The organism is Vreelandella arcis (assembly GCF_900103865.1).
Taxonomy (GTDB): Bacteria; Pseudomonadota; Gammaproteobacteria; order Pseudomonadales; family Halomonadaceae; genus Vreelandella; species Vreelandella arcis.
In genome coordinates this window covers 13,695-31,543 of sequence record NZ_FNII01000003.1, presented here as the reverse complement: position 1 = coordinate 31,543, position 17,849 = coordinate 13,695, and the positions used below count along the sequence as shown (strand labels likewise).

At 59.7% G+C, this 17,849-nt stretch carries 1 protein-coding gene (only partly in view); it reads right to left on the bottom strand.

Annotated elements, in window-relative coordinates:
* Positions 1-17,849 carry the 5' portion of a calcium-binding protein gene (locus tag BLR97_RS03890; RefSeq protein ID WP_170832974.1) on the bottom strand. 9,016 nt of this gene lie to the left of the window's left edge, so 17,849 of the gene's 26,865 nt are visible here — the first part of the coding sequence; it begins with the start codon at positions 17,847-17,849; its stop codon lies beyond the left edge, outside the window.

Below are 17,849 nucleotides of genomic sequence, written 5' to 3'. Positions count from 1 at the left end.
CGGGTCGTTTCAATCGCGTCTATTTCATCATTGCTAGCCCCTTGATTAAGCAATGCCTGGCGCTTCTCGTCATCGAAACGGAGTTCGACATCCGCGTCGTAGTCGACCCAGCGACGGTACGTCACCTCGTCATTGTTAGACAGTGATAGCGCCGAACGCTTGATCACGTAGCCATCACTGTCGATAAGTGGGCGAAGGACATCCGCCAATGCTGCGTCAACCCCATCCAGATCCAGGGCACTTGCCTTCTTCAAGTCATCGCGTTCCAATCCCTCGTAATTTGCTGTATCGGTATACAGACGATGCTCGGCGCCCTGATCACCTTCGGGGGTCAGATCGACTGCCCGAACGATCTCACCGTCCTGATCGACTTCGACGAGAACCGAGTACTCTCCCACTTCGCGGAGTTGGTACTGCTTGCCGTGTTCTATGTCCCCAAGATGATCATCGGAAAGACCCAGACGCTCCTGCCAGTAGCCGTGATACTCACCGCTACGACGGTTCTCAAGACGATCAATGGCTTCATTCTCACGATTGTCAGTGGTCAGCGACAGCGCCGACCAGACGCCATTCCTGAGTTCGTCGTAGGTTCGTTCGTCCCGCTCGGCGGTGGCGTTAACATCCAGCAGATCGCCCGTATTCACGTGTATCGTGACATCCGTAGCGGTCTTGATGCTGTCGACGCGCAAGTCACCATCGACCTCTTCGATAAAGATATCGCCGCCACCTTCGCCGTTATCGATAACCAGCACGTCGTTGGCGCGCTGCAGCTCGGTGGCATCGACGTCACGAGCGCTGGTATCCAGGCGCAGGCGCAGATTCTCGCTGCCGATATCACGGGTGGCGCTGAGGGTAATCGCCTGACCGCTAATGTGGGTGGTGTTGCCATTTTGCCCCTGCAGGGATCCACTAACCGTGATGTCAACATCCCCGCTGCTGGCCTTGACCTGGTCTAGCGTCAGCGACCCGGTGCTGTTGAGCAGAATATCCCCTTCGTCGCTTACGGCCTGCAGGGCACCGCTGAACCCAGTGCCTTGCGCCGGGTCGTGCAACTCAACGGTGATGGGTGAGGCGTCACCGGAGGGAACGTGACCGATACCGTCGCCGGCGTCCAGCGTGATGTCCGCTCCGCTTACCGAGGGTGTATCGTCGGCACCGTTGATGATGCGCCCATCGCTTGTCAGGCTGACGCTGCCATTCGCTCCCGCCATCACGTCGCCATCCAGGACGATGTCGCCGACGGAATCGACTTTGATACGACCCTGTTCATCGCCAAAGAAGCTGATACCCACGGCGTTATCCGCCGCGATGTCATGGCTATAGCGAACCGACTCGATGTTTCGGCGGGTCAACGTCACCTCGTAGGTCTTGGTGCCGTACCAGGTCGAGCTCACTTCCTTAAGCCCCGACGTGTAGTAATAGCCTTCATCGACGTACTCGTCGTCGCTCAGTTTGATGGCGTCGTCTTCGCCCTCGGCGCCGACATAGCGAACACCATCACCCGGTTTGTCAGGGAAATTCTGTCTATTCGTCGAAGCGCTGTCGAACACATAGTCATTCTTGCTGCCATCACCCTGATAGATATAGCCCTTGTCGCTATCGCCTTCTGGAAGCATTTGCTTCTCGAGGATTTGGGTAGACTCGCCGTAGTCATCGGGGGGGTCTTTTGCCAAGACATCGCTGTCTAACCATTCCGAGGTTCTGAGGGTGTAGGTCTTGCGGGACTCATCGACCTGCATGACCTCAAAGGCATAGCGAGTATTCGCTTTGGGCAGGAAGTTGAGATCCATGTCCAGCATCTCAGCAAGGGTGTGGGTCGACTCGTCACCATCCTGATCCAGCAGGAAGGTACCGTTCGCCTGCCGAGAGACATGCACTTCGCTGATAATGTCACCCGAATCACGCTCGCGATCAATCAGCGTGAGGTTGCCATCCCCCTGTTTCTCGACGTTGAGGTCGCCCAGCGAGAGCGCGTAGTCGGTCTGGTTGTCAACGTCGATCGACCCATAGCCGGCCATCACCTCGATTTGCCCCGCCCCCGTATTGATCAGGCGACCATCGATGGTGACATTGCCCCCGCCCACCACCGCATCGGTGAGCTCGATCTGCATGGTTTCGGGATTAAAGCCGATATCCACGCCGCTGCGCCGAGAGGCGTCTACCAGCCGGAAAGCACTGCTTTCACCCCGCGCCAGGTTGCGGCGGATAATGTCGGCATCGTCGTGGGTAATGTCGATATCGAATTCGTCAACACCGCTCTTGATTTTGCCATTGAGGTTGATCAGATCGGCTTCGATATTGATGTTGCGCGCCACGGTGAGCTGGCCGCGAGTGTTGTCTTTCAAGGCCGCAAACATATCGTCTGTGCGGTCATTAGCTTTGATGCGCTCGTTGATCTTTTCTAAAAAGCCCGTCATCCAATCGGGCATCCATTCCTCAATATCGATGATTTCAACGCCGGCATTGGCCGTCCACCCCTGGGTGAATGCCTTGATGGTTTTGTAGGGCTGCTCGCCCAGGGTGGCACGACTGACACCGCTGATATTGATGCTGTCATCGGCCGCCAAATCAAGGGAACCCAGTACCATGGAGGCGCCGTCACCATCGAGGATCGACTCGGCGTCATTGTTCAGCTCGAAATCCTTACCGGCCAGAATCAGGGCATCGGCCAACGGCGCATAGATATTGCCCTGGACCTTGATGCTGGACAGGGTGGCGTCACGGTCGAATTTGCTGGTAACCAGCTCGAAGTTTTCACCAACCCCCAGCGCCTCGCGAATCTGAGCGCCGTACGCCTCGCTTGGCACGTTGGCATAAGTGTTGACGATGGTAACCGTCGGCGTAGGCGCTGATGCCGGGTCGCCCTGGTAATCCAGATCCAGCGTTTGCTCGGGCAGCTCGACGTTATCGTTATTGGCGTCGGCGATGGTGTCATTGTCGACCATTTCCACGCCGTTGAAGTAAAGCCCACCCAGGGTTTCAGGGATGGTGATGTCGTTGACCACGATCCAGCCCGGTGTTTTGTTGACCACCGTGACGTTAGAACCTTTGGGCGATGTGAGTTTGCCCTCCCCGACCAGGCGGTCGGCCCGCACGTCAATGCGCCCGGCGGTGGCGTCGATATCGTCGAGGACGATTTCGATGATCTCGGGATTTTTCAGGACGGTTTCCCCGTCGACCTCCTCGAACCAACCCTTGTCGATGAGTTTCTGCTCGATGCGCTCAACCTCGGCGCGGAACGCATTGACCACCTTAGCGGAACCAACGCCCAGGTAGGTTTCCAGCCGTTCGCGGGCCTCTTTGAGGTCATCGAACAGGTTGGTTTCGACACCTCCGGGGCGCAGGCTAAAGCCGATGTCGTCAAAACCGTTCACGGCCTTGAACAGCTCATCCAAGGTGAGCGTGTCATTCTCAATATCGGCCAGTGAAACGTCGTCGGCAAAACCAATCACCAATCGCTGATTGCGATCAAGCCCGGTTTCCAACTCGCCGTGAATGGTCACGGTGCCGTTGGCAACCGCTTCTGACGTGCCGCCGGTATTCTCGGTGCCACCCCCGCCCAGGAGGGCATCGATCGCCCCCACGGCGGCATTCACCCAGTTGACCGCCTTGGCCCGGGCCAGCATGGCGGCGCCGTCATAATCCTCCGCCAGCAGATTGATATCGCCCCGGGTTCGCACCTCAGACCCGGCCCCCACGGTAATCTCGTTGCTGCGCAGCAGGTCACTGGTGGCATTGACATCATCAATCGGCAGCGCACTGGCCGAGAAGGTGTCGACCGTGGCCACCACGCGGTAGGCGTCGCTGATCTGGTCGCTGTTGCGCCCGGCCATCAGCCAGGCGGTGTCCAGCGCCGTGACGCTCGACCCGTCGAGCTGCACCAGGTTGCGCGGTGAAATGCTCACCGTCGAAGTGCCGACGCTGACCGAGACCCCGGCATAGGAATCGATGTAGATGACCGCTGCCAGGTTGGCCGTGGTATTGGCCGCCAGGAAAAGGTCGCCCTGGGCGGTAACCGTGCTGTTGTCGTTAAGCAGCACGGTGGCCTTGACGTTATCGGCATCGATCTCGGTGGACATGCCACCGCCGGTGAGCAGGCCACCGGCAATCAGGCTGCCCTGGTCGCGCACGTCGATGCTGTTGACGGCGCGCAGGTGAATATCGCCGCTGCCGATGTCCTTCCATGCGTTAAGGCTAGCCCCGTTGCCCACCTCGACTCGGGTATCGGTTTCAACCGTCATCAGCGTGCCGGCACCACCACCGGCGGCGAGGCCGTAGACCTCGCCATCGCTGTTGTAGTCACCGGCGCCTGCTACCGCTGTTTTGAGCACGTTGGCGGTGGCTTTAGCGCTGATCTCACCCGCCAACAGGCTTGCGTTATCGCCGATTAACACCTGGGTGTCCGGTGCCAGGTGATAATCCGCATTGGCACCGGCGCCGGCGATTACCCCGCCGGCAACGGCGCGCAGGGTGCCGTCGACGTCCAGCGTCTGGGTTGCCGCCAGGGAGAGCGTGGCGTCGCTGTCAAACACCTTGACGCTGGCCCCAGTGCCAACCTTGGTGTGCACGCTCCCTTGGCTAACGATATCCACTTCCACCCCGGCGCCAGCGCCCAAGCCACCGGCAATCGCTTCGGTGTGCAGGCGGGTGACCTGCTCGGTCAACGCAAGCACAGAGACTGGAGAACCGACGCTGTCATCAGCCGCATCGGCACCATTGACCTCGACCACGGCACCCGCATCGATGCGCGCCTCGGTGGTAGTGCGCTGATCAAGGCTGGCCAGCGCCATACCCACGACGACACCGCCGCCGGCATAACTGCCCAGGTCGCCCACCAGGCGGCTCTCCTGGCGGGCTTCGACGCCAAGCTGTACCGTCGGCGCCGGCAGGTCGTCGAGGGTCAGTGAATCAGCCGGGTTCTCGGGCTCATTCACGTCATCCCAGAGATCGTCATCGGCATAGATATAATCTTCGCTGAGCTGTTCCTTCAGCGCTTTCAGGCGCTGCTGCTGATAAGCCGGCAGGGCCATCAGCGTGACCGAGGCAGAGGCCCCGATGGAGGCAATGGCACGCGTCGTATCCGTGAGGTTCAGGAAGGAGGCATCCACGCCCAGCACGGCACCGCTGACACCGGTGGCTTCAGCGTTTACCGTATCGCCGCCATCAGGCCGCCTCAGCGCCGCTTCAACCCGCAGCTGTTCGGCGGTCAGCGAAAGCCCCTCAGCGCTGCCATCCGGCGTACCCAGCCAGGCCTCGATATCGCTATCCAGGGTGATATAGGAGCCGGAAACCCCAACGGCACCACCCCCGCCGGAGACGCCAATGACCTCGGCGTTGATGTCCGGGGTCTGATAGGCTTCGATGGCCACGCGGCCAGCCAGGGTACTGGTGTCCTCGGCCAGGTAAGCGGTAACGGCATTCTCCAGGGTGATTTGCAATTCGATGCCGGCACCGGCGGCCACACCCACACCCACGGCCACTGTCTTGACATCGATATTATCGTTGGAGGTTGCCGACACCGTGATGTCATCGATAATCGACGACAACTCGCCGGGCGTACCGGCGCTTCCCATATCACCGATATTACCCAGAACGGCATTCTCACCAATGTAGGCCTGGGTGCCACCGGTTATCTCGACGATACTCACGGAGATACCCGCAGCGATGCTGCCAATGGCCCCGCCCGCCACTTCAAGCGTGTAGTTACGCTCGGCATGGGCGGTGATCTCCAAACGGCTCGCTTGGGACACCGTCACGCCATCTTCCAGGTAGGCAAGTTGCTGGGTGTCATCGAATAGCGTTGCGCTTTGCCCGGCGATACTAGCGCCTAGGCTGAAGGTACCGCCATAAGCCCCTTGATCGACGTTGCCGGTAAACTCACTGGCCACCGACACCTCGTCGCCAGCTATCTCGGAACCCCGGCCGATGGTCGCAGAGACCGCCGTGGAGTTGTCGAACACGGAAATCGACGCGCCGACGGCTGCCACCCCAATATCGACGCTACCCGCACCGGTAATGATGCCGGTATCCAGAATATCGTCGGCGTCGATGGTAATATCGCCATCTGCCTCCAGGGTGACGTTTCGCCCAACCGTTGCGGCGGCATCGCCGATGGTTTGGCCTGCCTCGGCCTCTCCGGCATCCGGCAACTCAGGCGCCACTTCCAAGTCAGTCAGTGCCTGATTGGTGGCATCACGGCTGCCCTGTGAGCCTGCATCGGATTTTTCGATTTCCGTATCATATTCGCCCTCTTCGTAATCATCATCCGGTTCGACCTCATCGGCAAACTTATAACTACTGGCATTGCCAAAGGTGTCGCCGATGAGCTCACCGACGTCTCCGAACTCGCTGCGGCTGCTTTCCCTGAGCCCTTGACCGAGGCTAAGTACCGAGACGGAACCACTGAAAGAGCCTCCCATCGACAGCGCAAACGCCATGACATTCGAGGTGAGATCGCGCTTGATATCCGCTTCCACAGTGATATCACCGCCTGCGTTGACCGTGGTGTTGTCACCCAGGGTGGCATGCGCGGTTTCCCGCAGCACCATGACATCCACCGAGGCCCCGGCACCCGCCATGCCGACCGTCAAAGAGCCAATGAAATGCTCACCCGGGTTATCCCAGGGGTTCACCTGGGTAAACGTTGTCGCCGTGACATCGACGTTATTACCCGCCTGGAGCACACTAGTCTGGAGAACATCGCCGTTATCATCGGTCAGATCCCCCACATAGCTTTCTGCTTTGGCATTGGCCACCATAACGGACACAGTGCCCGCCACAGAAACAGCCCCAAACAACGCACCGGTCGCGGCGGTGATCCGGCTGATCGTATGTTGGTCGGCATCGATCAGGATGTCACCGTCCGCGATGAGTTGGCTGCCCAGCACATCGGTCTTGGTGACCGGGTTGAGCAACCCCACCACCAGTGACGCCCCGGCGGCGACCCCACCCGCGGATCCCGTACCGACGATAAACCGTAGGTTGGAGGTGTTGGCGGCTTGAACCGTGATGTTGTCTGCCTTGATATACGCTGATTCAATGCGCGTCTTGGTCGTCAAGCTGGCGTCGATAGCACTGGCGGACCCCGCTGCCGCAACCCCGCCTGAAGCGATGCCAACCACGGTACTCATCTGGTATAGGTCGCTTTCTGCGTGAACCAGGACATCGCCGTCGGCATGGATATCCGGGTCAGCCTGGTCGCCGCTACCCAACACAACGGCAGAGGTGGCGTGTGACAAGAGAGAGGTGTCGACCGACCCTTGGGCCACAAAGAGGCCTCCCGTAACGGCGCCGCCGCCACTATCGCCTTCCGCCACGTGCAGGGCTCTGACGATGACGTCTCCCTCACTGCGGAGGCGGGCATCACCGATCACCGCCCGGGTAAGGCCGCTGACCCCATCCGTTGTCAGGTTGGCAGACACTGCAACACCACCACCGCCAGCGGCAATGGTATAGCTGGTTAAGCGCGCCCGGCTGGTGGCCAGAACCGCCACACCGGCGGCGGTTTGGGTGGTGAAATTATCGCCGTTCCACCCATCTCTGACCGCGAGAGGCTGGTGGCCCCCGGCATAGATGCGGATACCGCCGCCTTCACCGTCGCTATCATGATCTCCCACCCAGGCACGCGTGTTGGTGCCCATCAGGTCGACCCCAACGGCGGCACCGGCAGACACCAGCCCGCCTGAAATCGTGCCGGTCACGACGATATTACGATCGCTGCTATCGGCATGAATCAGTACGTTGTCATAGGCCTGGATGTCCGCTTCGCCGTCCTGGGCCGTTTGACTGCGGCCCTCGGCGAAGGCATTAACATTATTGTTGATCAACGCCGAGCCGGAATTGCCCGCGCCGCTGAAGAAGGTGCCATAGCTGGCCCCGGCGACCAGGTTCATGTTAATCGACGACGAGTCAGCGTCGATGATCACGCTGCCCTGCTCGGCGATCAACTGGGCGTTGGTCGAGCTCGCCTCAATGGTATTGGCGATATCGTTGTGCGCCACCGTGACCCCCACGCTACCGCCATAGACGGCCACCGAGAGCTGCGCGGAGGCTGAAATAATCGAGCTGGTGTCCTGAGCATGGATGCGTATATCACCCACGGTGGCCGTGAGGACAGAATCGCTAACGCTAGCTTCCACGTCCTTGCGGGTAAAGTTAAGCGATGTGGAGCCCACTATGCTCGCATAGACGGATACCGACGCCCCCACCGTATAGGCGCTGATCGCCGAATTGGATGACGCATTAACCCCAATGCTCTCGGCCAGAATGCTGGCGTTTTCCTCAACACGCGCGCTGACCACGTTGGTGGCATCCGGGCCGCTACTGCCGGGATTGCCGCCTATGTAGTTGTAGGCCATGTAACCTGCGGCTGATACAGAGCCGGAAGCAGCGGCGGTCACTGTGAAGGCATTCATGCCCAGGTTATCGGCAGCGGAAATCGTCACATCCCCCTGCTCTGCGTTGAGGGTTGCCCCTTGCACCACCGCTTCGGCGGTGCTGCGCATCCAGTTGAGCGACATCGCTCCGGCAATCGCCACGGTGCCCGACGCCGCACCGCTGACGGCGACGGTGAATATCTGATCGCCCGCCTCGGTGGGGGTAGGCAGATCCGGCGCATCGCTGGTATCGATGCCGGCGTCAGCGAGCGCCTCCTTATCGAGCGCGTCGGCCGGCGTTTTGCCGGTTTCCTCGTCGTCAGCCTGCTTGATATTATCCTCGCTAAGCCCTCCATAGACGCCTTCGGTGACCTTGCGCAGCTTGGCGTCGACGTCAATGTCACCGTCGAGCGCCGTCAGGGTCGTCGTATCGCCCAGCACCTGCGCCTGTACCGTCGAGTTGAAGTCCGTGGTGGCCGAGGCACCGGCAAGCCCCACCGTGCCGGCACCACTGGCCGCACCCGCGACGTTGACGGCAATCGGTGCCAGCCCAGCGATAACCTTGATGCTTTGCCCCTCGACCGATGCCCCGTTACTGATTTGCGCGTTGACCTGGTGCTTGACGAAGTTGATGCCGATCGAGCCAGAGAGCGCCACGGTGCCACCGGCCGCACCGCCTGCGGTGAAGTTCAGCAGCATGCTTTTGGCTTGGGCATCCACCAGGATGTTACCTTCAGCGTTCAAGGTGGCGTCATCGACCACGGCGGCCACTTCGCCGATCGTAAATTCGGGCTGATCTTCCTCCGGTGTATCGACCATGAACAGGTCTTGTGAGGTATCGGTGCCCTCATCGGACTCGGACTGAATGCTGCGAGAAGGGTTGCTGGGGTCGCCGCCAATATAGTTGAAAGAAATCGCCGCCCCGCCAGCCACGGTTCCCGCCCCGGCGATACCAAAGGCAAAGTTGAGCAGCGCCGAATTATCGTTGGCTCTCACCTTGATCTGGTTACCGGCGTCGATTTGGCTACCCCCGGAGACCTCGGCGCGCACGGAGTTGCGCAGCCAGTTGAGGCCCACGGCACCGGCGCCCGCCGCCGTACCACCTCCGGCACCGGCGAAACTGATGTTGATAACACCCGCCGACATGTCAAGATCATCGGTGTCACGAGACGCCAGCCCGGCCTCGCCTGCATCGACATCTTCGTCGCCTTCGTCGGCGCTGCCAGTGCCGTAAGTGGCCAGATCGACATCCACGCCAACCGCGGCCAGGTCGAACTTGCTGCGATTCTTGTCATCCGCCAAACCGGCCAGAACACTTACGTTATTGGCCGCGTCCAGCACCGCATCGTTGACACGCGACACAATGGCATTGTCCAACTGGGTCGTGCTGGCGGAAACGCCGCCGGCCACGGTACCGGCACCAGCCGCCCCTAGGGCCACTACCACCACCCGATTGTTGTCCTGGGCCTGAACGGTAATGTCGTCACCGCTATCAATGACAGCCCCGTCTTTGACCTCCGCCAGGGTCTGGCCAGCGATGGTGTTTACCGTAATAGCCCCCGCCAAACCGACCTTACCGGCGGCGGCGCCGCCAAACGCCACGGACACCAAGAGGGTGTCTGCAGCTGAATCTACCAGCACGTCACCTTGGGCATCGATAACGCCACCGCTGATACGCGCCACCTGGTTATTGGTGACGAAGTTGACGCCGACACTACCGGCGAGCGCCACTTTACCCGCCCCGGCGGCTGCCCCGGCAATCGAGATGAGCTGGGTGGTATCGTTGGCGATGACCCCTACATTGCCTGAGATGTCGTCCAACCGCGTATTGATGGTTTCGGCTTTGAGATTCTTGTCGATCAGGTTCGCGGCGATACTGCCGGCCCCAGCCACCTTCTTGCTGGCGCCGATGCCGATGGCAAGTGTGCGGATCAGACCGGTACTGGTGGCCGAGACAGTGACATCGTTAGCCTCTGCCAGTCGGCTATCTTGCAACACGGCCTGGGTAATATGACTGCGATTATCCCACGGTTGGCCGATGGCGTTGGCGGCGATGGCGCCGCCCAAGCCAGCGGTGCCCCCCGCCCCAACGGCACCGGACAGCGACCAGATGCTGGCCCGGTCGTTGGCGGCAACCGATACATCGCCCCTATTGCCATCAGCGTCTTGGGTCAGTGCCAGATAGGTGTCTTTGACCTTGGCCTCGGTCGCGTTGGCCACGATGTTGACCCCAATGGTACCGGCAAGCCCCGCGCCCTTGCTGCCATAGGCCACGCCCGCCGAGCCGACCAAAGAGACCACTAGGGAATCGCTATCGGCCGCCACCTGAAGCCCCTCAACGGTCATGTCCGGGGTTTCGCCGCCAGACCAATCGCTACCCAGGGATTCGGCCGTGGCCTTGATATCATGATCGATGAAGGAAACGGCCGCGGCACCCCCTACGCCCGCCTGGCCACCGGCGGAGACCGCCCCCGCCACCAGGAGGTTGTTGGCCGCATCGCGGGCATTAATGCTGAGCTCACCCAGAGTTCCTTCATTGATGGTCATCATGCGCGCATTGACGCTGCGCAAGGATACCAGGGCGCTGGCCGACCCAGAGACGCCCGTGCCTTTTTTACTGGTCGATACCGCCATCGCTGCCGCCGATACCACACTCCAGCCAGAACGCTCGGCGTCGATGGCCAACGCACCAGTGTTCAACGACCCCACGTTTTCGACGATGGCTTGGGTATCACCTTCCTGGACGACAACGGCGGCGGCACCGGCAATCGCCACGCTCTTGCTATCCTTGCCCTTAGAGAGCGCCCCACCGCCAGCCAACACTCCTAGGTGGGTATCGTCATTGGCGGCAACCGTCATGTCGCCCTCAACGCTAATCGCATCGTAACCACGCACAGTCGCTGAAGTGTTGTCATTACCAATATGCACAATGGCCGACCCGGCCAGGCTGACGCCACTTTTACTCTGGCCTCCGCCACCACTCTTTCCGAGCTTGCCATTGAGTTGGGCGAGGACGTCGTCGTACTTGGCTTGGTTATTGGGCAATTTACCGGGATCGTCGCCCGAGCTACCGCCGGACCCAGACTCGCTGGATTTGCCACCGGCACTCGCGCCAGCAATCGCCAGATCGATGACCACGCCGCCGTTGTGAGCGCTTACTAAGGTATCGCCATCCACCACAATCGAGCCGCTACGACCGTCGTCGCTGCCGAGTAGCGCGTGGGTGTCGCGGTCGAGTACCGTCACCCCGACCGACGCGCCGATGCCCACGCCGCCCCCTTTGGCAATGCCACCCACCAGGTTGATCAAGTAGCTATCGTCGTTGGCAGCGACCCGCAAGGCGTTGTCGGTGTTGCCATCCACACTGCCATCGCCAATATGCAGAGAGACATCGTTGCCGATGGTGGCGTAGGTTTGGTTCTGGACAACGTTCGCCACGGCCGAGGCGTTGAAACCCACCTTCCCAGCCTTGCCGCCAGACGCACCAATGCCCAGTGCGAGGCTGCCGTTATCGGCGGTGACATCCAGGCTATCGGCGACGAGGTCGACCCCGGATTCAATAATCGCGTTGGACTGGCTTTCCAGCACGTTCGCGGTCAGCGCCGCCCCAATCGCACCACCGTCGGCCTTACTGCCAAGCCCGGGTTTCTTGACGAGCGCATCTTTCCACTTCTTGCTGAATTCGCCAGCTCCGCCAAGCCCCGGAAGCTTGAGGTTGCCAACCGCGGTAAAGAGATCATTCACGCTACGCGAGGTAACGGAGACATCCTGGCCATCCTGAGGCTCGACATCGTTAACGTTGACGCCCGAGCCCAGGTTCACCGTAGCTCCCTCGCGGATGCGCGCTTCGCTGTCCTGGTTGAGCAGGAACACATTGGCCGCCGCGGCAATCGCCAGTTTTTTGCCCGACGCCGTCGCCTGTGTCCAGCTGTCAAAGCTGCTGTTAAGGCCGAAATTACTGGTCAGATAGCCGGTGATGGTACCGGTCAATTTCTGGATTTGCTGCTCAAGCGGAGTGCCTAGTTTTTCCCAGCGGTCGTCGTCACCAAAATCCTCTTCGCCTAAGGCGATATCGGTAGTGTTATCACCCTTGAACTTATAAACGTTACCCGCTTGGCCGCCAGCACTATGATCTTTGTCCACCAGGACGGTGTCATCCTTGTCGACCGATGTATCGCCATCGGCGGTACTCAGGTGATCGACCGTCTCCTCTTCATCGGCGAAGAAGTCTTTAATGGACGTATAAAGATTGGCGCCGAAGACGCTGTTAAGATCCACTTCATTGAGGCTTTCAGCATTGGCCGAAATCGCCTGGTCAGCGTTAAGATCGACGTTCCCCATAACATTGGCATGCGCATGGTTGTCGAGATAGGCGACACTGAGCGCCCCGGATACCGCCACCTTGGCGTCTTCATCGGGCTTATCTTTGTCGTCTTTCTTGTCTTCGGCTTTTGTCTTCGTGTCGCCCTCGGCGGAGGCGCTGGTATCACTGCCGCTGAGCAATGTCGACTTGATTTTATCCAGCGGGCCTTTCGATTTCTTCTTACCGGCCGAGTCGTCCTTGGCTGCAGACCCCGACGCGTTGACGCTCGGGCGGTGGCTACTCACGGCATCGACCTGAATATCGCCCCCCGCATCGACGGTTGTGCGCTGGCTGTCGTCATCTGACCCAATCCGCGCATCGGCATGATTGATATCCACGGACACCGCAATACCGGCGGCGATATCGACGGTTTCGCCGTCTTCGCCGCTGGAAAATTTCTTGGCTATCTTGTCGACCTTGAGCTTCTCGCCCACCTTGCCTGCCCAGCCGCCTATTTTTTCCTTGATGGGATCCATCAAGGTGTCCGTGACCTTTTCGCCGGGCGCTCCCTTGGCTTTTTTGTAACTTTTTTCCAGCCCTGCGACCACACCGTTTGGCCCGCTCGGCGATGTGCCCGCACTGGCGGATACGCCATTCGAGGTCTTGGGAATATACTTAAAGTAGGTGCCGGAGATGCCTTCCTTACGGGTCTCGGCATTGACGTTCACATCGCCACGCGCCTGGATATTACCCGCCAGTTGCGCCTCCGTGGTGCCATTTTCGACGTTGACGGCGACCGCAATGCCGACCTTGCCTTTTTTGGACGCGGACGTGGCCGAGGTGTTATTGCGATCCACCGTCCGGGCATCGACGACAATGTTGCCCGCCGCCTGCATGCGCGCTGCGTCTCGCACCATGGCCCGGGATTCGGTGATCAACACGCTGACCGCTGCCGAGCCGGCAAACCCGCCTTTGCCATCCGGCGCGGCAGAAACGGCTTGCGTTGTATCCACCCTCGAATTAATGGTGATATCGCCCGACGTGCTTGAGTCAGCATAATCGCCCGCTTTCAGATCACCGCTGATATCGATATTGGAACGCGCGATAATAGTACTGACGGAGACGCCAATACCAATGGCTTTATCCGGTGATACCGACGAGGAGAGTTCGATCTCGCCGTCGATATCGATGTCTTGCGAGGCATCGAGAAGCGCATCGCTACCAATCGTGATGTTGGTATCGGCAATCAGGGTCGAAATGCTGCCAAAAAATGACAGACCTTCAACAAAACTCAGGGCTTTGTTCAGGCCGTAATCCAGTACGACATTGCCCGTATTCGCCTCGTACAGCGACCGGTCGGGATTGACAACGCGGGCATCGATCGTGATGTCCTGAGCGTGTAGCTCGGCATCGCCGATATTAACCGACAAATCGAAGTAACCGACATCGACAAAGCCATTGGCGGGCGTGCCGTTGAAAAACCCGGTGGGTTGGGCATGCAGCTCAATATCACCGCTGCCCGCATTGATCATTGAGCCGCCATCACTGCCGCCATCAATATTGATGTCACTTGCCATCACGACGATATCGCCGCCGTTGGACGTAATGCGGGTATTATTCAGTATATTGACGCCGTAGGCATCGAGCGTGATCGTATTACCGCTAGTGCTAAGCTCGGTACCGTCCAGCGTCAGCGTGCCGGTGGCTTTTAGGGTAATGTCGTGATCAATACCGGTTTTGGTCACCTGCACCGTCACGTCATCCGACCAGCCATAAACCAAGTCGACCTTGCCACTATTGAAATTGACGGTCTCAAAGGCGTCCAGATCAGTGACCGTACCATCGTCAACCGGGGAGCTCATGGCCGTCACCCGGTTATTGCCATTATTGCTGGCGTTGACCGTGACCGCATCGGCAGGCAGCTCATCAACATTGATGTCGAAATTCGTCGCTGCCGTATCAGACCCCGTCAAGGTGCCCGCCGACGACGTCGCCAAACGCAACGCCTCGCCTTTGAAACCACTGGCATCCACGTCCGCATTGTCGGCCGTCTCGGCAACGGTCAAGTCCGCCACCTCGATGCCGCTGTAGGTGGCGACCGGGCTGTCGGTGTCATCAGGGTTGAACGCCAGTTCACCATTACCCAGCGTCGTATCGCCATCGTGGGTGACGATCAGGGTGTCGCTGCCGTCTCCCCCGCTGATATCGTGTTCAGCGGCTCCGCCGAGCTCGAACCGGTCGTCACCCCCGCTGCCGGTGAGCGTGTAGGTGCCGCTACCCAGCATCTGCATGTCGATGCCGCCCGTCTGGAAGGCGTTGCTCTGCCAGGTGCCGTTATCCAGCGACATACCCAGAGCATCGGCCAGCGTCTCCACGGCCGAGCCGGTGGGGAGTGTGACCCCCAGGCTTCCTTCGCCGTTGGTGGTGTCCTCGACAATCCAGCGGCCTTGGGCACCTTCAATGCGCGATTCGACTCCCTCAATCGCGTTGAAGATATCGACCAGGTCACCCAGCGTCCGCGCGCCATCAAGCGCCACCGTGGTTTCCTGCCCATTGCTCAGTTGGATATCCAAAGACAAGGCGCCCTGAAGCTCGCCATTCTCATCGTCGATGGTCTGGCCATCGTCTTCGGCGGAGAACACCGCCTCGAAGTCATCAGACGACAGGATATCAGCCAGCGCCGTGGTGCCGTCCACGCCGGTATAGCCGCTGGCGTCGACCTCGATATCGCCGCTGTGGCTTTCATCGGCCATCACGATAACGCTATCGATTGCTGTGTAGGTTGAGAGCGTCTCGTTACTGTCTTCGTCCTCCAGTGTGAAAGACTCGCCGTCGAGGGTGACGCCTGCGATGCTATCCGAGAGGTTCAGGCGCAGCGTATCTTCGCCGGTACCACCGGTGATCGTATTCTCACCACCACCGGCTACCAGGGTGTTATCCCCGGCGTTGGCATTGAAGGTGGTCTCCCCTTGGCCGCCAATCAGGGTATCGTCACCGCTGCCACCCTCAAGATAAACACTGCCCTCATAGTCGCTGGCATCCAGGGTGGCACTGCCGGCATCGCTCTGAAGAATGGCGTTGCTGAAGGTATCGGTGAGGGTGTCGGTGCCTACGCTTCGCGCAACATTGCGGTTGGCTTTCACCACCGCACTGTTTCCGGCGGCGATGCCGACAGCGGCGACGCCCAGCAGCGCCAGGTCAGCCTCTTCTTCAGCGAACTTGCCAACGAAGCTCACGGTCCAGTCGACCGCTTGATGATTGCCATCATCATCCTCAATGAAAGATCGCGACACCTGGACGTTGCCATCGCCAATGCCGGTAATGCTCTCAATGGCCCGCTGGATTTCCAGCGCCTCGGCGTTGGCCGTCAACTCGATCTGGCTGACGTCGCCATCAAAATAGAAGCTGAGGGCTTTATCAAGCTCGCCATCCCAAGAGAGGGTCTGCTCTTCCAACTGGTCGGCATGGACAAGCTGGTTATTATCGAGATCAACAAACCCGTCACCGATCCCCATGACGGTATCGTCACCGCCACCACCGGTGAGGGTGTTATTGCCGGCATTGCCGAACAGGACATCATCGCCGCCGTTGCCCTCCAGGGTATCGTTGCCGACCCCGCCATCGAGGAGGTCATTGCCGCTACCACCGATCAACGTATCGTCGCCACCACGCCCTTCCAGACGCACATCGCCCGAGAAGTCGCTGGCATCGAGGGTATTATCGCTATCGCCGCCAATCAGCGTGGCCATCTCGATGCCGTCGAAGGTGTAGGCCGCTGACGCGGTGCCGAAGGACAGCTCACTGTCGTCAAGCGTCATATCGAGATCGGCTTGCACTTTGATCTTGTCGCCGTCACCGCTATTGCCGTTGCCTTGTATTTGGCCGCTGCCGTTGGACGCCAGCACGAAGAGATCGTCCTGGTCGGAGCCAATGGCGTTTACGTCCTGACCGCGTAGCTGGAAGGTGACTCCACCCATTTTATAGTCGGAAGCATCGAGGGTCTGCCCCGAAGAACCGGACGCACCCAGAATGATCTCGCTGGGTTGCGCGTTAAATGACATGCTATTGCCGTCGTCACCGATCGTGAGCGTGGCCTTGCCGTTTTCACTGCTGAGCGTTAAATCACCGCTGTCCCGATCGATCAAGTAAGTATCGTCGGCGTCTTGGCCAGTTACGAAGGTGTCCTGGCCGCCAACTGAGATCAGCAGGTTGGAACCGGCGCCCCCATTGATCTCATTGTCTAGATGGTTACCTATAAGAATATCGTCGCCCGCGGAGCCGATGAGATCCCGGAAGCCGCTAATGCTAGTAAAGCCGCTGGCGTCACCCTCTTTTAAGTCAACGGTCGCGTCGTCGGTGTACGCTTCATAGCTGAGCGTGGCGCTATTGCTGCCAAACAGCTTGTCGATGCCTTCCAGCGTCACGCTGGCAATCGAGACGTTTTCCCGGTCGTTGACCCGCCAGATATCCAGGCTCTCATCGAGCTGGCTATATAACGCTTGGTCGTCACCCGCCGAGGCATCGATTGATTCGACCCCCTTGAAGGTGATCTTACCTTTATTATCCTTTGTACCGTTGTGGCCGTTACCCTCGCCGTCGATGGTCCACGACGCCCCATCCGCATCGCCAACCACTCGATCCTGAAAATCCTCGCCGTCACCAGCGGTGAAATCGACGAACAGCCCCCCGCTGTTCGCCGTTTCCAGGGTGTCGTTGCCATCGCCCGCATCGAAGGTGATCAGAAGCCCATCGAAGCTGCTGCCATTGTCCGCATAATCGAACACCGACTGATCGAACGATAAGCTATCGCCTTCGTCGCTGCCGGTAATCTGGATATCGCCACCATCAACATCGTTAGCGGCTCGATTTTTCAGATCCTCGAGTTTTGCTTCGCCCATGACCTGAGCGCCGCCATCGTCGCCCTCACCATTGCGATCGACGACCTGAATCATCTTCTCGTTATTTTCCTCAACGATGCGCACCTGCATATCCGCGGCACTGCCTGCGGCAACACTCAATGGATCTGCTGAGAGCAGCATGCGTGGTTCAAGCCCTTCGAAGCGAAACGCCGAGCGTTCCGCCATGGCGCGCGCGGGCTGCTTATGGCGCCGAGACACCTGAGCGATGAGTTTCGAGAGCGGCTTCCGGAGGGGGCGGAATGGGCGACTCAT